We start from the raw sequence: 16,983 nt of genomic DNA on the forward strand, positions 1-16,983 counted from the left end.
AATCACTGAAAGACCGCCCCCCGGAGGGAGCGATCCGTTCACATCGTTATCAAGCCTGGCCTTCGGCGAGGAAGAACCAGGTTTCCAGCACGGTGTCCGGGTTCAGCGACACGCTTTCGATGCCCTGCTCCATCAGCCACTTGGCCAGGTCCGGGTGGTCCGACGGGCCCTGACCGCAGATGCCGATGTACTTGCCGGCCTTGTTGCACGCGGCGATGGCGTTGGCCAGCAGCTTCTTGACCGCCGGGTTACGCTCGTCGAACAGGTGGGCGATGATGCCGGAGTCCCGGTCCAGGCCCAGGGTGAGCTGGGTCAGGTCGTTGGAACCGATCGAGAAGCCGTCGAAGAATTCGAGGAACTCTTCGGCCAGGATGGCGTTGGACGGCAGCTCGCACATCATGATCACGCGCAGGCCGTTGTCGCCGCGGGCCAGACCGTTTTCGGCCAGCAGTTCGACGACTTGAGAGGCTTCGCCCAGGGTGCGCACGAACGGCACCATGATCTCGACGTTGGTCAGGCCCATCTCGTTGCGCACGCGCTTGAGCGCACGGCACTCGAGCTCGAAGCAGTCGCGGAACGATTCGCTGATGTAGCGCGAAGCGCCGCGGAAGCCCAGCATCGGGTTCTCTTCTTCCGGCTCGTAGAGCTTGCCGCCGATCAGGTTGGCGTATTCGTTGGACTTGAAGTCCGACAGGCGCACGATGACCTTCTTCGGATAGAACGCCGCCGCCAGGGTGCTGATGCCCTCGACCAGTTTTTCGACATAGAAGCCGACCGGATCGTTGTAACCGGCGATACGCTTGTCGACGCTTTCCTTGATGTCCGGCGGCAGGCCGTCGTAGTTCAGCAGCGCTTTAGGGTGCACGCCGATCATGCGGTTGATGATGAACTCCAGACGGGCCAGGCCCACACCGGCGTTCGGCAGCTGTGCGAAGTCGAAGGCGCGGTCCGGGTTGCCGACGTTCATCATGATCTTGAACGGCAGCTCCGGCATGGCGTCCACGGAGTTCTTCTTGACGTCGAAGCCCAGCTCGCCTTCGAAGATGTAGCCGGTGTCGCCTTCGGCGCAGGACACGGTCACGCCCTGGCCGTCCTTGAGCAGTTGGGTGGCGTTGCCGCAGCCCACCACCGCCGGGATGCCCAGCTCACGGGCGATGATCGCCGCGTGGCAGGTGCGGCCGCCGCGGTTGGTGACGATGGCGCTGGCGCGCTTCATGACCGGTTCCCAGTCCGGGTCGGTCATGTCGGAGACCAGCACGTCACCGACCTGGACCTTGTCCATCTCGGACACGTCCTTGATGATCCGCACCTTGCCGGCGCCGATGCGCTGGCCGATGGCGCGGCCTTCCACCAACACGGTGCCGGTTTCCTTGAGCAGGTAACGTTCCATGACGTTGGCCTGGGTGCGGCTCTTCACGGTTTCCGGACGGGCCTGCACGATGTACAGCTTGCCGTCGTCACCGTCCTTGGCCCACTCGATGTCCATCGGGCAGCCGTAGTGCTTCTCGATGATCATCGCCTGCTTGGCCAGCTCGCTGACTTCGGCGTCGCTCAGGCAGAAACGCGCGCGGTCGGCCTTGTCGACATCGACGGTCTTGACCGAACGGCCGGCCTTGGCCTCGTCGCCGTAGATCATCTTGATCGCCTTGCTGCCCAGGTTGCGGCGCAGGATCGCCGGACGGCCGGCCGAGAGCGTGCCCTTGTGGACGTAGAACTCGTCCGGGTTCACCGCGCCCTGCACGACGGTTTCGCCCAGGCCGTAGGCGCCGGTGATGAACACCACGTCACGGAAACCGGACTCGGTGTCGAGGGTGAACATCACGCCGGCGGTGCCGGTCTCCGAACGCACCATGCGCTGCACGCCGGCCGACAGGGCGACCAGCTTGTGGTCGAAGCCCTGGTGCACGCGGTAGGAGATCGCACGGTCGTTGAACAGCGAAGCGAACACCTCTTTGGCGGCGCGGATCACGTTGTCCACGCCACGGATGTTCAGGAAGGTTTCCTGCTGGCCGGCGAAGGAAGCGTCCGGCAGGTCTTCGGCGGTGGCGGAGGAACGCACGGCCACGGCCACGTCAGGATTGCCGGCCGACAGCGCGGCGAACGCGGTGCGGATCTCGGCATTCAGCTTTTCGGGGAATTCGGCTTCCATGATCCATTGGCGGATCTGGGCGCCGGTCTTGGCCAGCGCATTGACGTCGTCGACGTCGAGCGCGTCGAGGGCTTCGTGGATCCGGTCGTTCAGACCGCTCAGTTCCAGGAAATCGCGATAGGCCTGGGCGGTGGTGGCGAAGCCGCCGGGAACGGAAACGCCGGCGCCTGCCAGGTTGCTGATCATCTCGCCCAGGGATGCGTTCTTGCCCCCCACATGCTCAACATCGTGTTTGCCGAGCTTATCGAGGGAAACTACGTACTCTACCAAGGTGATCTCTCCACTAACTGTGTTGGAAAAGCTCAGAAACCGGCGGCTCGGGGGAGCGTCGGCCGGCTGTATGGCCTGGACCTGGAAAATAAGTGAGAATGCGGGCCGATGGCGGCCGGCAAACCGCGCCTATCATATCCAAGAATCAAGCGTCCTGTGTGGCGAATGACGCAGGACACTCACTTAAGGTCCAGGGTGCACATGAAACGATCCGCTTTCTTCATCTCCGATGGCACCGGCATCACCGCCGAAACCCTGGGTCAAAGCCTTCTGGCGCAGTTCGAAAACATTACCTTCAGCAAACTCACGCGGCCCTACATCGACACCGTCGAAAAGGCGCGGGCCATGGTACAGCAAATCAACAAGGCCGCCGAAGCGGACGGCCTGCGGCCGATCATCTTCGACACCATCGTCAACCAGGACATCCGTGAGATCCTGGCCACGTCCAATGGTTTCATGATCGACATCTTCTCGACCTTCCTGGCGCCGCTCGAACAGGAACTGACCGAGCATTCTTCCTACACCGTCGGCAAGTCCCACTCCATCGGCCACAACTCCAACTACATGGAGCGCATCGAGGCGGTGAACTTCGCCCTGGACAACGACGACGGCGCCCGCACGCATTATTACGACAAGGCGGACCTGATCCTAGTGGGCGTGTCGCGCTGCGGCAAGACGCCGACGTGTCTGTACATGGCCATGCAGTTCGGCATCCGCGCCGCCAACTATCCGCTGACCGAGGACGACATGGAGCGCCTGCAACTGCCGGCCGCCCTGCGCGCCCACCAGCACAAGCTGTTCGGCCTGACCATCGACCCGGACCGCCTCACCGCGATCCGCAACGAGCGCAAGCCCAACAGCCGCTATTCGAGCTACGCCCAGTGCGAGTTCGAAGTGCGCGAGGTGGAAAACCTGTTCCGCCGCGAGAACATCCCGCACATCAACTCCACGCATTTCTCGGTGGAAGAGATCTCGGCCAAGATCCTGGTGGAGAAAGGCGTCGAGCGGCGCTTCAAGTAAGGTTAGCTGCAAGCTGCAAGCTGCAAGCGGTAAGCGGTAAGCGGTAAGCGGCAAGATTTGAGCGGCAAGTGAGATGGGTGACGTGTTGCTTGCAGCTCAAGGCTTGCCGCTTGCAGCTGCCCTCACACCACCCACAGGTCGACAAACCGGTTCACCGCCGTCGCCTCCAGCCGCGCCTGATCCCGGCACAACGCAACGATCTCCCCGCACCGCTGCCCACTGAACCGCGTCGCCAGGCTGGCCTTGAACTTGTCCTCCAGCAGGGGAATCCCTTCGGCCCGGCGCCGGCGGTGGCCGATCGGGTATTCCACCCGCACATTGTCGGTGTGGGTGCCGTCCTTGAAGAACACCTGCACCGCATTGGCGATGGAGCGCTTGTCCGCCTCCAGGTACTCGCGGGTGAAGCGCGGATCCTCGACGATGACCATCTTGTCCCGCAGCTCATCGATGATCGGGTGCGCCGCGTGGAAGCCGTCCTCGTAGTGCTCGGCCACCAGGTCGCCGAACGCCAGCGGCACGGCGGTCATGTATTGCAGGCAATGGTCGCGGTCGGCGGCGTTGGCCAAAGGGCCGACCTTGGAAATGATGCGGATCGCCGATTCGTGGGTGGTGATGACGATCCGGTCGATCTCGCGCAGACGGTCGCGCACCTGCGGATGCAGGGTCACGGCGGCTTCGCAGGCGGTCTGCGCATGGAACTCGGCAGGGAAACTGACCTTGAACAGCACGTTCTCCATCACATAACTGCCGAACGGCCGCGAGAGGCTGAAGGCGCGCCGGTCTTCAGGCTTGAGCGCCAGATCGTTGTTGGTGTGGCTGAACGACACGTCGTAGAAGCCCCACTGCCGGGCGCTCAGCACGCCGGGGATGCCCATCTCGCCGCGCATCGCGATGTCGGCCAGCCGGACGCCCCGGCTCGACGCGTCCCCCGCCGCCCAGGACTTGCGCGAGCCGGCGTTCGGCGCATGGCGGTAGGTGCGCAATGCCTGGCCGTCGGCGAAGGCATGGGACAGCGCCGACAGCATCTGCTCGCGGTTGGCGCCCATCAGTTTTGCGCTGACGGCGGTGGAGGCGACTTTCACCAGGATGACGTGATCGAGCCCTACGCGGTTGAACGAGTTTTCCAGGGCGATCACGCCCTGGATCTCATGGGCCATGATCATCGCTTCGAGCACCGCACGCATGTCCAGCGGCGCCTCGCCCCGGGCCAGGCACCGCTGCGACAGGTGATCGGCCACCGCCAGGATGGCGCCGAGGTTGTCCGACGGATGCCCCCATTCGGCGGCCAGCCAGGTGTCGTTGTAATCCAGCCAACGCACGGCGCAGCCTATGTCCCACGCGGCCTTCACCGGATCGAGCCGATACGGCGTGCCCGGCACCCGCGCGCCGAACGGCACGACCGTGCCCTCCACGAGCGGGCCCAGATGCTTGGTGCACTCGGGAAAGCGCAAGGCCAGCAGGCCGCAGCCCAGGGTGTCCATCAGGCAGTGGCGGGCGGTGTCGAGGGCTTCGGCGGATTCGGCCTTGAAGGTGAGGACGTAGTCGGCGATGTCCTGCAGGACACGGTCGTAGTCGGGGCGGTTGTTCTGGTCGACGTTGGCGCTCATGGTCGATTCACTCCGTGAAGTGGTTCGTTGAGGGGCAGACAACTGTCTTGATCCTGCCTGGCGGTGCCTTGGCTGACGCCTTCGCGGGCAAGCCCGCGAAGGCGGATGTTCAGTCAAAAACCTGATTGAATGACGCACCGCTTTGTCGAGCAACCACCTCCACAGGCACTCCGGTCAGGTCAGAAAGCGTCGCCGGGCACCCGGACGAAACCTTCCATCAAGACCCGCGCGCTGCGGCTCATGATGGCTTTCTTCACGACCCACTCGCCGTTCTCCAGGCTCGCCTCGGCGCCGACCCGCAGCGTCCCGGACGGATGGCCGAAGCGCACGGAATTGCGCTCGGTGCCGCCGGCCGCCAGGTTCACCAGCGTCCCGGAGATCGCCGCCGCCGTGCCGATGGCCACGGCCGCCGTGCCCATCATCGCGTGGTGCAGCTTGCCCATGGACAAGGCGCGCACCAGCAGATCGACATCCTCGGCCGCCACTGCCTTGCCGCTGGACGCCAGGTAATCCGCAGGCCGTGCGACGAACGCCACCTTCGGCGTGTGCTGGCGCTGGGCCGCTTCTTCGAGGCGGGAAATCAGGCCCATGCGCAGCGCACCGTGGGCGCGGATGGTCTCGAACATCGCCAACGCCTTCGGGTCGCCGTTGATCGCGCCCTGCAGTTCGGTGCCCTTGTAACCGATGTCCTCGGCGTTGACGAAAATCGTCGGAATGCCGGCGTTGATCATCGTCGCCTTGAAGGTGCCGACGCCAGGCACTTCCAGGTCGTCGACCAGGTTGCCGGTGGGGAACATCGAACCGCCGCCGCCCTCTTCTTCCGCCGCCGGATCCATGAACTCCAGCTGCACTTCGGCCGCCGCAAAGGTCACGCCGTCGAGCTCGAAGTCACCGGTTTCCTGGACTTCGCCGTTGGTGATCGGCACGTGGGCGATGATGGTCTTGCCGATGTTGGCCTGCCACACCCGCACCACCGCCACGCCATTGCGGGGAATGCGGTCGGGGTCGACCAGGCCGTTGCTGACGGCGAACGAACCGACCGCCGCCGACAGGTTGCCGCAGTTGCCGCTCCAGTCCACGAACGGCTTGTCGATGGCGACCTGGCCGAACAGGTAATCGACGTCGTGGTCGGCCTTGATGCTCTTGGACAGGATCACGGTCTTGCTGGTGCTCGACGTCGCGCCGCCCATGCCGTCGATCTGTTTCTCGTAGGGGTCGGGGCTGCCGATCACCCGCAGCAGCAAGGCATCGCGGGCCGGGCCCGGCACCTGGGCCGCTTCGGGCAGGTCCTGCAGGCTGAAGAACACGCCCTTGCTGGTGCCGCCGCGCATGTAGGTGGCGGGGATCTTGATCTGTGGTGCGTGAGCCATGGTGCTCCTTAATCGCCGGCGCGGACCGTTTGGCCCGCGCCGGCACAGCGTGGATTAGACGGCGACCGCCGATTCTTCGAGGAAGTCCTGGGCAAAGCGCTGCAGCACGCCGCCGGCCTCGTAGATCGACACTTCTTCGGCGGTGTCGAGGCGGCAGGTCACCGGCACCTCGACGCGTTCGCCGTTCTTGCGGTGGATCACCAGCGTCAGGTCGGCGCGCGGCGTGCGGTCGCCGATCACGTCGTAGGTCTCGCTGCCGTCGATGCCCAGGGTCTTGCGGTCGGTGCCCGGCTTGAACTCCAGCGGCAGCACGCCCATGCCCACCAGGTTGGTGCGGTGGATGCGCTCGAAGCCTTCGGCGACGATCGCCTCGACCCCGGCCAGCCGCACGCCCTTGGCCGCCCAGTCACGGGACGAGCCCTGGCCGTAGTCGGCGCCGGCGATGATGATCAGCGGCTGCTTGCGGTCCATGTAGGTCTCGATGGCTTCCCACATGCGCATCACCTTGCCTTCCGGCTCCACCCGGGCCAGCGAGCCCTGCTTGACCTTGCCGTTCTCCTGCACCATTTCGTTGAACAGTTTCGGGTTGGCGAAGGTCGCGCGCTGGGCGGTGAGGTGGTCGCCGCGGTGGGTCGCGTAGGAGTTGAAGTCCTCCTCCGGCAGGCCCATTTTCGCCAGGTATTCGCCGGCGGCGCTGTCGAGCATGATCGCGTTGGACGGCGACAGGTGGTCGGTGGTGATGTTGTCCGGCAGCACCGCCAGCGGGCGCATGCCCTTGAGCGGCCGGGCCCCGGCCAGCGCGCCTTCCCAGTACGGCGGACGGCGGATGTAGGTGCTCATCTCGCGCCAGTCGTACAGCGGCGCGACCTTGGGGCCGGTGTCTTCGTGGATCGCGAACATCGGGATGTAGACCTGGCGGAACTGCTCAGGCTTCACCGCCGCCTTGACCACCGCTTCGATCTCTTCGTCGCTCGGCCAGATGTCCTTCAGACGGATTTCCTTGCCGTCGGCCACGCCCAGCACGTCTTTCTCGATGTCGAAACGGATGGTGCCGGCGATGGCATACGCGACCACCAGCGGCGGCGAGGCGAGGAATGCCTGCTTGGCGTACGGGTGGATCCGCCCGTCGAAGTTGCGGTTGCCCGAGAGCACGGCGGTGGCGTACAGGTCACGGTCGATGATTTCCTGCTGGATCACCGGATCCAGCGCACCGGACATGCCGTTGCAGGTGGTGCAGGCGAACGCCACGACGCCGAAGCCGAGCTGCTCCAGCTCCTTGCCCAGCCCCGCTTCCTCCAGGTACAGCGCCACGGTCTTGGAGCCCGGCGCCAGCGACGACTTGACCCACGGCTTGCGGGTCAGCCCCAGCCGGTTGGCGTTGCGCGCCAGCAGGCCGGCGGCGATCACGTTGCGCGGGTTGCTGGTGTTGGTGCAACTAGTGATGGCGGCGATGATCACCGCGCCGTCGGGCATTTGCCCCGGCACGTCGTCCCACTGCCCGGAGATGCCCTTGGCCGCCAGGTCCGCCACCGCCACGCGGGCGTGGGGGTTGCTCGGGCCGGCCATGTTGCGCACCACCGAAGACAGGTCGAAGCTCAGGCTGCGCTCGTATTGCGCGCCCTTGAGGCTGTCGGCCCACAGGCCGGTGGTGCGGGCGTAGTTCTCGACCAGTTGCACCTGCTCGTCGTCGCGGCCGGTGAGCTTGAGGTAGTCGATGGTCTGCCGGTCGATGTAGAACATCGCCGCCGTGGCGCCGTATTCCGGGGCCATGTTGGAAATGGTTGCGCGGTCGCCCAGGGTCAGGGCCGAAGCGCCCTCGCCGAAGAACTCCAGCCACGCGCCGACGACCTTCTGCTTGCGCAGGTATTCGGTCAGCGCCAGCACCATGTCGGTGGCGGTGATGCCCGGCTGCAGCTTGCCGGTCAGTTCGACGCCGACGCTTTCCGGCAGGCGCATCCACGAGGCGCGGCCGAGCATCACGCTTTCGGCCTCAAGGCCGCCCACGCCGATGGCGATCACGCCCAGCGCATCGACGTGCGGGGTGTGGCTGTCGGTGCCGACGCAGGTGTCGGGAAACGCCACGCGCTTTCCGTTTTCATCGGGGCGCACCTGAATCACCGGGGACATTTTCTCCAGGTTGATCTGGTGCATGATGCCGTTGCCCGGCGGGATCACGTCGACGTTCTTGAACGCCTTCTTGGTCCAGTTGATGAAGTGGAAACGGTCTTCGTTGCGGCGGTCTTCGATGGCGCGGTTCTTCTCGAACGCCTGGGCGTCGAACCCGCCCGCCTCCACCGCCAGCGAGTGGTCGACGATCAGTTGGGTCGGCACCACCGGGTTGACCTGCGCCGGGTCGCCGCCCTGCCGGGCGATCGCGTCGCGCAGGCCGGCCAGGTCCACCAGCGCGGTCTGGCCGAGGATGTCGTGGCACACCACGCGGGCCGGGAACCACGGGAAGTCGAGATCGCGCTTGCGCTCGATCAGTTGCTTGAGCGAATCGGTGAGCGTGGCCGGGTCGCAGCGGCGCACCAGGTTTTCCGCCAGCACCCGGGAGGTGTACGGCAGGGTGTCGAAGCTGCCGGGCTGGATCGCCTCGACCGCGGCGCGGACATCGAAGTAGTCCAGGGCGGTGCCGGGGAGCGGTTTACGAAATTGTGTGTTCATCGGTCAGGACTCGGGGCACGGTAGTTTCAAAGGGTGAGCTGGACACTGATCTTGAAATTCAAACCAAACCCTGTGGGAGCTGGCTTGCCAGCGATAGCGGTGGGTCAGTCGACATCGATGTTGGATGTGGCTCAGTCATCGCTGGCAAGCCAGCTCCCACAGGGGCCTCGGTGAACCTCTGGATCAGTGTTCAGCCATCACCATTCAGCGACGTTCGATTGGCACGAACTTGCGCTGTTCGACGCCGGTGTACTCGGCGCTCGGTCGGATGATGCGGTTGTTGGCGCGCTGCTCGAACACGTGCGCCGCCCAGCCGGTCAGGCGCGAGCAGACGAAGATCGGGGTGAACAGCTTGGTCGGGATGCCCATGAAGTGGTACGCCGAGGCATGGTAGAAGTCGGCGTTGGGGAACAGCTTCTTCTGCTCCCACATGGTCTTGTCGATGGCCTCGGAGACCGGGAACAGCACCTTGTCGCCCACTTCGTCGGCGAGCTTCTTCGACCAGCCCTTGATCACCTCGTTGCGCGGGTCGCTGTCCTTATAGATCGCGTGGCCGAAGCCCATGATCTTGTCCTTGCGCTCGAGCATGCCGAGGGTGCCTTTGATCGCCTCTTCGGGCGACGAAAAACGCTCGATCATGTCCATCGCCGCTTCGTTCGCGCCGCCGTGCAGCGGGCCGCGCAGGGAGCCGATGGCCGCCGTCACGCAGGAATACAGGTCCGACAGGGTCGAGGCGCACACGCGGGCGGTGAAGGTCGAGGCGTTGAATTCGTGCTCGGCGTAGAGGATCAGCGAGACGTTCATCACCTTGACGTGCAGCTCGCTCGGCTTCTTGCCGTGCAGCAGGTGCAGGAAGTGGCCGCCGATGGACGGCTCGTCGCTCACGCAGTCGATGCGCTTGCCGTCGTGGCTGTAGCGGTACCAGTAGCACATGATCGCCGGGAACGCGGCCAGCAGGCGGTCGGTCTTGTCGCGCTGCTCGGAGAAGTCCTTCTCCGGCTCGATGTTGCCCAGGAACGAGCAACCGGTGCGCATCACATCCATCGGGTGGGCGTCGGCGGGAATGCGTTCGAGCACTTCCTTGAGCGCCTGCGGCAGGTCGCGCAGCTTGCTCAGCTTGCCTTGGTAGTCGGCGAGCTGGGCCTGGGTCGGCAGTTCTCCATAGAGCAGCAGGTACGCCACTTCTTCGAATTGCGCATCCGCCGCCAGTTCACGCACGTCATAGCCGCGGTAGGTCAGGCCGGCACCGGCCTGGCCCACGGTGGACAGTGCGGTCTGCCCGGCGACCTGGCCCCGGAGCCCGGCGCCGCTGAGTACTTTTGCTTCGGCCATTGCTGTCTCCAATCTTCTTGAATTTGTCTGGGAAACTTGCGGGAGCGGGCCTGCCCGCCCCCGCAGGATCTGGTTCAGCCTTTCTTCTGCGCGAACAGCGCGTCGAGCTTCTGCTCGAAGGTGTGGTAATCGATGCGGTCGTAGAGCTCCATGCGCGTCTGCATGGTGTCGATGACGTTCTGCTGGGTGCCGTCGCGGCGGATCGCGGTGTAGACGTTTTCGGCCGCCTTGTTCATGGCGCGGAACGCCGACAGCGGGTACAGCACCAGCGACACGTCGGCGCCGGCCAGTTGCTCGGTGGTGTAGAGCGGCGTCGAGCCGAATTCGGTGATGTTGGCCAGGATCGGCGCTTTCACGCGGCTGGCGAACAGCTTGTACATCTCGAGTTCGGTGATGGCTTCCGGGAAGATCATGTCGGCGCCGGCCTCGATGCACGCCGCAGCGCGGTCCAGTGCGGACTCCAGGCCTTCGACGGCCAGGGCGTCGGTGCGGGCCATGATCACGAAGCTGTCGTCGGTGCGGGCGTCGACGGCGGCCTTGATGCGGTCGACCATTTCCTGCTGGGTGACGATCTCTTTGTTCGGACGGTGGCCGCAGCGTTTGGCGCCGACCTGGTCTTCGATGTGGAGGGCGGCGGCGCCGAACTTGATCATCGACTTGACGGTGCGCGCGACGTTGAACGCCGAGGCGCCGAAGCCGGTGTCCACGTCCACCAGCAGCGGCAGGTCGCAGACGTCGGTGATGCGGCGCACGTCGGTCAGCACGTCATCCAGGCCGGTGATGCCCAGGTCCGGCACGCCGAGGGAGCCGGCGGCCACCCCGCCGCCGGACAGGTAGATCGCCTTGAAGCCGGCGCGCTTGGCCAGCAGCGCATGGTTGGCGTTGATCGCGCCGACCACTTGCAGCGGATGCTCGCTGGCGACCGCGTCGCGAAAACGCTGGCCTGGAGTGTTCTGGTTGGAACTCATGACTCACCTCGTTCAGTGGCTGTCGGGTTGGCGCCGTCCTGGTAGTGACGGGCGATGTTGCGTTTGGAGGCGCCGATGTGGCGGCGCATCAACAGTTCGGCCAGTTCGCCGTCACGGTCGGCGATGGCGTCGAGAATCCGGTGGTGTTCGGCAAAGGCCTGGCGCGGACGGTTGGGCGTGGTGGAGAACTGGATGCGGTACATGCGCACCAGTTGGTAGAGCTCGCCGCAGAGCATCTGGGTCAGGGTGCGGTTGCCGCTGCCCTGGATGATCCGGTAGTGGAAGTCGAAATCGCCTTCCTGCTGGTAGTAGCCGAGCCCGGCCTGGAACGCCGCGTCGCGCTCGTGGGTCTCCAGCACCTGGCGCAGTTCGTCGATCTCTTCGCTGCTCATGCGTTCGGCCGCCAGGCGGCACGCCATGCCTTCGAGGGATTCGCGGATCTCGTAGAGCTCCAGCAGTTCGGCGTGGCTCAGCGACACCACCCGCGCCCCGACGTGCGGCACCCGCACCAGCAGGCGCTGGCCTTCCAGGCGATGGATGGCCTCGCGCAGCGGGCCGCGGCTGATGCCGTAGGTGCGCGCCAGCTCAGGCTCGGAGATCTTGCTGCCGGGGGCGATCTCCCCCTTGACGATGGCGGCCTGGATGCGCCGGAAGACGTTTTCCGAGAGCGTTTCCGAATCGTCGCCGCTGGCGACCGGAGGATCGAGTTGATCCAGCATATTGTCGACACCTTGTTTTCCAATGCGGCAAAAACTAGCCAATTAGCCCGCATCAGTCAAAGGATAAATAGACATTGTCGACAATCGTCTAATAACTCCCGATTCCAGCCCCATGGGTTATAGACCGCCCCCGGCGCTGGCGCCATAAATGCGTCGTGCTAGAATGCCGCCCGCATTTGCGGGTCATTCGCACGGCTTGTCATAAAAAGCTGATAGGCACACGAAGGCGCACGGGCAGACAGGATCTCCTGATGCCGTGGCCCTGAACCGAGAACGGAACGCTGCTCGCCAGGATTTATGAGACTCAAGCCCTTCCCCACATTCTTCGCGCTGTTCTGCTTGCCCGGCCTTGCCGCCGCCGGGGAGAAGACCGTGTACGGCCTCAACGAGTACGCGGCGCTGGACGGCATCAACCTGGAAGTCGCGGCCAAGCTCGACACCGGCGCCAAGACCGCCTCGCTGAGCGCCCGCGACATCAAGCGCTTCAAGCGCAACGGCGAGTCGTGGGTGCGTTTCTACCTGGCCATCGACAAGGCGCATTCGCACCCCATCGAACGGCCGCTGGCCCGGGTCAGCAAGATCAAGCGCCGCGCCGGCGACTACGACCCCGAAGAGGGCAAGCAGTACACCGCCCGCCCGGTGATCGAGCTGGACATCTGCATGGGCGCGGCGATGCGCAGCATCGAAGTGAACCTGACCGACCGCAGTGCGTTCCAATACCCGCTTCTGATCGGCTCCGAAGCGCTCAAGCGCTTCGACGCGCTGGTCGATCCCAGTCTTAAATACGCTGCCGGCAAACCCGCCTGCGCCATCGCCGCTCATACCGCCGAGTAATTTCAATGCGTTCTCTTACCTTCCACCTGAAAGTCCTGATCGCCGTCCTCGTGCTGCTGGGCGTCTCGGTCACGGCCTATCAGATTTTCGTGCTCGGCATCCCGGTCACCGAAGACGCCACCGACGACCTGTGGAACATCGACGCCAAGGTCGAGTTCGTCGCCAGCACCAAGGATCCGGTCAAGATCCAGATGTTCGTGCCGCCCTTGAGCCGCGACTACGTCAGCCTCAATGAGAGCTTCATCTCCAACAACTACGGGGTGGCGGTCAACCGCATCGACGGCAACCGCAAGGTCACCTGGTCGGCGCGCCGGGCCAAGGGCAACCAGACCCTCTACTACCGCCTGGTGCTGACCAAGCGCTACACCGCCGAAAAATCCAAGGTCAAGGGCCCGACCTTCCGCGACAGCATGGCCATCGAAGGCCCGGAGAAGATCGCCGCCGAAGCCCTGCTCGCGCCGATCCGCCAGCACTCGGCCGACGTCGAGACCTTCATCGGCGAGGCGATCAAGCGGGTCAACAACGTCAACGACGACAACGTGAAACTGCTGCTGGCGGGCGATCCGTCCACCGCGCACAAGGCCAAAATCGTCGAGCTGCTGCTGTCCATCGCCCACGTGCCGGTGGAAAAGGTGCACACCATCCGCCTGGTGGCCGACCAGCCGCAAATGCCTGAACTGTGGCTGCGCAGCTTCAACGGCACCGACTGGCTGTACTTCAACCCGGAAACCGGCGAACAGGGCCTGCCCACCGACCGCCTGCTGTGGTGGATCGGCGACGAGAACCTGATCACCGTCGACGGCGGCAAGAAGGCCAACGTGACCTTCAGCCTGAACAACAGCGAGATGAACGCCATCCGCCTGGCCAAGCTGACCGACGAGAACACCGACGCCAACTTCCTCGAATACTCGCTGTACGGCCTGCCGCTGCAGACCCAGCAAACCTTCATGATCATGGTGATGATCCCGATCGGCGTGCTGGTGATCCTGATCCTGCGCAACCTGATCGGCCTGCAGACCCTGGGCACGTTCACCCCGGTGCTGATCGCCCTGGCCTTTCGCGAGACGCAGTTGGGCTTCGGCATCCTGCTGTTCACCGTGATCACGGCGCTGGGCCTGTCGCTGCGCTCGTACCTGGAGCACCTCAAACTGCAGATGCTGCCGCGCCTGTCGGTGGTGCTGACCTTCGTGGTGGTGCTGATCGCCGCCATCAGCCTGTTCAGCCACAAGCTGGGGCTTGAGCGCGGGCTGTCGGTGGCGCTGTTCCCGATGGTGATCCTGACCATGACCATCGAACGCCTGTCGATCACCTGGGAAGAGCGCGGCGCCAGCCACGCCATGAAAGTGGCCATCGGCACACTGTTCGCCGCGTCCCTGGCGCACCTGATCATGACCGTGCCGGAGCTGGTGTACTTCGTGTTCACCTTCCCGGCGGTGCTGCTGATCCTGGTGGGCTTCATGCTGGCCATGGGTCGCTACCGCGGCTACCGCCTGACCGAACTGGTGCGCTTCAAGGCTTTCCTGAAGAAGGCTGACGCCTGATGTTCGGTTTCTGGAAGACCTGGAAGGCCCTGGAAGCCCGCGGCATCATGGGCATCAACCGGCGCAACGCGGACTACGTGCTCAAGTACAACAAGCGCAGCCTGTACCCGATCGTCGATGACAAGATCATCACCAAGGAACGCGCGCTCCAGGCCGGCATCCATGTGCCGGAACTGTATGGCGTGATCTCCACCGAGAAGGAAATCGACAAGCTCGGCGAGATCATCGGCGGGCGCAACGATTTCGTGATCAAGCCGGCCCAGGGCGCCGGCGGCGACGGCATCATCGTGGTCGCCGACCGCTTCGAGGGCCGCTACCGCACGGTGTCGGGCAAGATCATCAGCCACGAGGAGATCGAGCACCACATCTCCAGCATCCTCACCGGCCTGTATTCCCTGGGCGGCCACCGCGACCGCGCGCTGATCGAGTACCGGGTGACCCCGGACCAGATCTTCCGCAGCATCAGCTACGAAGGCGTGCCGGACATCCGCATCATCGTGCTGATGGGCTACCCGGTGATGGCCATGCTGCGCCTGCCGACCCGCCAGTCCAACGGCAAGGCCAACCTGCACCAGGGCGCCATCGGCGTCGGCGTCGACCTGGCCACCGGCCTGACCCTGCGCGGCACCTGGCTGAACAACTTCATCAGCAAGCACCCGGACACCACCAACGCGGTGGACGGCGTGCAGCTGCCCTACTGGGACGGCTTCATGAAGCTGGCCGCCGGCTGCTACGAACTGTGCGGCCTGGGCTACATCGGCGTGGACATGGTGCTGGACCAGGACAAGGGCCCGTTGATCCTGGAGCTCAACGCCCGGCCGGGGCTGAACATCCAGATCGCCAACGATTGCGGGCTGACGTCGCGCACCCATGCGGTCGAGGCACACCTGGAGCAGTTGAAGGCCCGGGGCATCACCGAGTCGGTGGCCGAGCGCGTGGCGTTCACCCAGGAAATGTTCGGGCACATCCCGGCGGTCGAGGGCTGACCCCCTGTGGCGAGGGAGCAAGCTCACTCGCCACAGGGTCATGGCAACCGTTCGCCATTTGCCTCTTCCCGACATCCCCTCTAGGAGCGAACCCCTGAGGGGACTACAATCCCCACCCCGCCTCGATGGCCGATTTGCCCCGCCCATGCCGACCTGTTCCGTACACCCGCTGCCCTACCGCGCCGATCCCGCCGACTACTTCGCGGCTGTCCGCCACGCCCCCGGCGCCGTGCTGCTCGACAGCGGCCGCCCGAGCGCCGACCGCGGCCGCTTCGACCTGCTCAGCGCCTGGCCGTTGGAGCAACTGGCGGTGTTGCCGGACGAAAGCGGCGAGCGCTTCCTGCAACGCCTGCGCAGCCAGCTGACGCGCCTGGGCGACGCCGCATTGCCCGACGGCAGCGAACTGCCGTTCGCCGGCGGCCTGATCGGCTACCTGAGCTACGACTTCGGCCGGCACCTGGAGAACCTGCCGAGCCAGGCCCTGGACGACCTGCAATTGCCCGACGCACGCTTCGGCCTGTACGACTGGGCCTTGATCAGCGATCACCTGGCGGCCACCAGCCAACTGGTGTTCCATCCGTCGCTGGGCGACAGCGAAAGGCAACGCCTGATCGAGCTGTTCAGCCGGCCGGCGAGCGCGGCAGACACGCCTTTCGGCCTGCAGTCGCCGATGGCGGCCGACCTCTCGGCCGACCAATACCGCCAGGCGTTCGAGCGCATCCAACAGTACATCCAGGCCGGCGACTGCTATCAGGTCAACTTCGCCCAGCGCTTCCGCGCCCCGTGCGAAGGCGATCCATGGCTGGCGTACAAGGCGTTGCGCGCAGCCTGCCCGACACCGTTTTCCGGCTTCCAGCGCCTGCCCGACGGCGGTGCGGTACTGAGCCTGTCGCCGGAGCGCTTCGTCAAGGTCAGCCAGCGTCAGGTGGAGACCCGGCCGATCAAGGGCACCCGCCCCCGCGGCGCGACCCCGGCCGAAGATGCCGCCAATGCCGCCGAACTGCTGGCCAGCCCCAAGGACCGCGCAGAAAACCTGATGATCGTCGACCTGCTGCGCAACGACCTGGGCCGCACCTGCCGCACCGGGTCGGTGCGGGTGCCGGAGCTGTTCAGCCTGGAAAGCTATCCGAATGTGCACCACCTGGTCAGCAGCGTGACCGGCGAGCTGGCGGACGGCCGCGATGCGCTGGACCTGATCGCCGGCAGCTTCCCCGGCGGTTCGATCACCGGCGCGCCGAAGATCCGCTCGATGCAGATCATCGACGAACTGGAACCGACCCGGCGCGGCCTGTACTGCGGCTCGTTGCTGTATCTGGACGTGCGCGGCGAGATGGACAGTTCCATCGCCATCCGCAGCCTGCTGGTCAAGGACGGGCAGGTGTGCTGCTGGGGCGGCGGCGGGATCGTCGCCGACTCGGACTGGCAGGCGGAATACCAGGAGTCGATCACCAAGGTGAAGGTCCTGCTCGATACCTTGCAGAGCCTCTGAGCGGTGTGGCGAGGGAGCAAGCTCCCTCGCCACA

At 65.1% G+C, this 16,983-nt stretch carries 12 protein-coding genes; 5 read left to right on the forward strand and 7 right to left on the reverse strand.

Translation table 11 applies throughout. From position 1 onward, the window contains the following. Positions 1-49: 49 nt before the first annotated feature. Complete coding sequence (gene ppsA, locus KVG96_RS15610) at positions 50-2,419, reverse strand: phosphoenolpyruvate synthase (protein WP_217892937.1); 2,370 nt, start codon at positions 2,417-2,419, stop codon at positions 50-52. A gap of 201 nt (positions 2,420-2,620) precedes the next feature. On the opposite strand from ppsA, the gene ppsR reads away from it, so the two are divergent. Beyond that, a complete protein-coding gene (ppsR, locus tag KVG96_RS15615) occupies positions 2,621-3,439 on the forward strand; it encodes a posphoenolpyruvate synthetase regulatory kinase/phosphorylase PpsR (protein ID WP_085577606.1) in 819 nt (272 codons plus the stop codon). Positions 3,440-3,561: 122 nt separating this feature from the next. Here the strand turns inward: ppsR and prpD are convergent, their stop codons facing one another. The 6 genes from prpD to KVG96_RS15645 all read right to left on the reverse strand — a co-directional run bounded on the left by prpD (position 3,562) and on the right by KVG96_RS15645 (position 12,099). Further along, positions 3,562-5,046 carry a 2-methylcitrate dehydratase gene (gene prpD, locus KVG96_RS15620; RefSeq protein ID WP_217892938.1) on the reverse strand — a complete coding sequence of 495 codons (1,485 nt, stop codon included), beginning with the start codon at positions 5,044-5,046 and terminating at the stop codon, positions 3,562-3,564. A gap of 179 nt (positions 5,047-5,225) precedes the next feature. Further along, positions 5,226-6,416, reverse strand: coding sequence for a 2-methylaconitate cis-trans isomerase PrpF (prpF, locus tag KVG96_RS15625; protein ID WP_217892939.1), 1,191 nt, complete (start codon positions 6,414-6,416; stop codon positions 5,226-5,228). A 54-nt stretch (positions 6,417-6,470) separates the two neighbouring features. Beyond that, complete coding sequence (gene acnD, locus KVG96_RS15630; protein WP_217892940.1) at positions 6,471-9,080, reverse strand: Fe/S-dependent 2-methylisocitrate dehydratase AcnD; 2,610 nt, start codon at positions 9,078-9,080, stop codon at positions 6,471-6,473. A 204-nt stretch (positions 9,081-9,284) separates the two neighbouring features. After that, positions 9,285-10,412 carry a bifunctional 2-methylcitrate synthase/citrate synthase gene (prpC, locus tag KVG96_RS15635; protein WP_217892941.1) on the reverse strand — a complete coding sequence of 376 codons (1,128 nt, stop codon included), beginning with the start codon at positions 10,410-10,412 and terminating at the stop codon, positions 9,285-9,287. A gap of 74 nt (positions 10,413-10,486) precedes the next feature. Further along, on the reverse strand, positions 10,487-11,380 hold the full coding sequence (gene prpB / locus KVG96_RS15640; RefSeq protein WP_217892942.1) for a methylisocitrate lyase: 894 nt from the start codon (positions 11,378-11,380) through the stop codon (positions 10,487-10,489). Next, positions 11,377-12,099: a GntR family transcriptional regulator gene (locus tag KVG96_RS15645; RefSeq protein ID WP_085631342.1), complete on the reverse strand. Its 723-nt coding sequence runs from the start codon at positions 12,097-12,099 to the stop codon at positions 11,377-11,379. Before KVG96_RS15645 ends, prpB begins: the two co-directional genes overlap by 4 nt. A gap of 297 nt (positions 12,100-12,396) precedes the next feature. Here KVG96_RS15645 and rloA point away from each other — a divergent pair, with 297 nt between their 5' ends. From rloA to pabB, 4 genes are all read left to right on the forward strand, one after another. Beyond that, entirely contained in the window at positions 12,397-12,933 is a 537-nt protein-coding gene (gene rloA, locus KVG96_RS15650; RefSeq protein WP_217892943.1) for a retropepsin-like aspartic peptidase RloA, read from the forward strand. A 5-nt stretch (positions 12,934-12,938) separates the two neighbouring features. Next, positions 12,939-14,474, forward strand: a complete 1,536-nt coding sequence (gene rloB / locus KVG96_RS15655) for an osmotic stress tolerance membrane protein RloB (RefSeq protein WP_217892944.1) — start codon at positions 12,939-12,941, stop codon at positions 14,472-14,474. Beyond that, positions 14,474-15,460, forward strand: a complete 987-nt coding sequence (locus KVG96_RS15660; RefSeq protein ID WP_217892945.1) for an alpha-L-glutamate ligase-like protein — start codon at positions 14,474-14,476, stop codon at positions 15,458-15,460. The genes rloB and KVG96_RS15660 overlap by 1 nt, the downstream gene beginning before the upstream one ends. Positions 15,461-15,605: 145 nt before the next feature. Further along, positions 15,606-16,949, forward strand: a complete 1,344-nt coding sequence (pabB, locus tag KVG96_RS15665; protein ID WP_217892946.1) for an aminodeoxychorismate synthase component I — start codon at positions 15,606-15,608, stop codon at positions 16,947-16,949. The last annotated feature ends 34 nt before the right edge of the window (positions 16,950-16,983 follow it).

The organism is Pseudomonas ekonensis (assembly GCF_019145435.1).
In the GTDB taxonomy this organism is placed as follows: Bacteria; Pseudomonadota; Gammaproteobacteria; order Pseudomonadales; family Pseudomonadaceae; genus Aquipseudomonas; species Aquipseudomonas ekonensis.

Excerpts from the sequence above, each read along its gene's own strand:
- rloA (WP_217892943.1), top strand. The coding sequence starts at position 12,397 with ATGAGACTCAAGCCCTTCCCCACATTCTTCGCGCTGTTCTGCTTGCCC.
- KVG96_RS15660 (WP_217892945.1), top strand. The coding sequence starts at position 14,474 with ATGTTCGGTTTCTGGAAGACCTGGAAGGCCCTGGAAGCCCGCGGCATC.
- rloB (WP_217892944.1), top strand. The coding sequence starts at position 12,939 with ATGCGTTCTCTTACCTTCCACCTGAAAGTCCTGATCGCCGTCCTCGTG.
- acnD (WP_217892940.1), bottom strand. The coding sequence starts at position 9,080 with ATGAACACACAATTTCGTAAACCGCTCCCCGGCACCGCCCTGGACTAC.
- prpD (WP_217892938.1), bottom strand. The coding sequence starts at position 5,046 with ATGAGCGCCAACGTCGACCAGAACAACCGCCCCGACTACGACCGTGTC.
- KVG96_RS15645 (WP_085631342.1), bottom strand. The coding sequence starts at position 12,099 with ATGCTGGATCAACTCGATCCTCCGGTCGCCAGCGGCGACGATTCGGAA.
- prpF (WP_217892939.1), bottom strand. The coding sequence starts at position 6,416 with ATGGCTCACGCACCACAGATCAAGATCCCCGCCACCTACATGCGCGGC.
- prpB (WP_217892942.1), bottom strand. The coding sequence starts at position 11,380 with ATGAGTTCCAACCAGAACACTCCAGGCCAGCGTTTTCGCGACGCGGTC.
- ppsR (WP_085577606.1), top strand. The coding sequence starts at position 2,621 with ATGAAACGATCCGCTTTCTTCATCTCCGATGGCACCGGCATCACCGCC.
- prpC (WP_217892941.1), bottom strand. The coding sequence starts at position 10,412 with ATGGCCGAAGCAAAAGTACTCAGCGGCGCCGGGCTCCGGGGCCAGGTC.
- pabB (WP_217892946.1), top strand. The coding sequence starts at position 15,606 with ATGCCGACCTGTTCCGTACACCCGCTGCCCTACCGCGCCGATCCCGCC.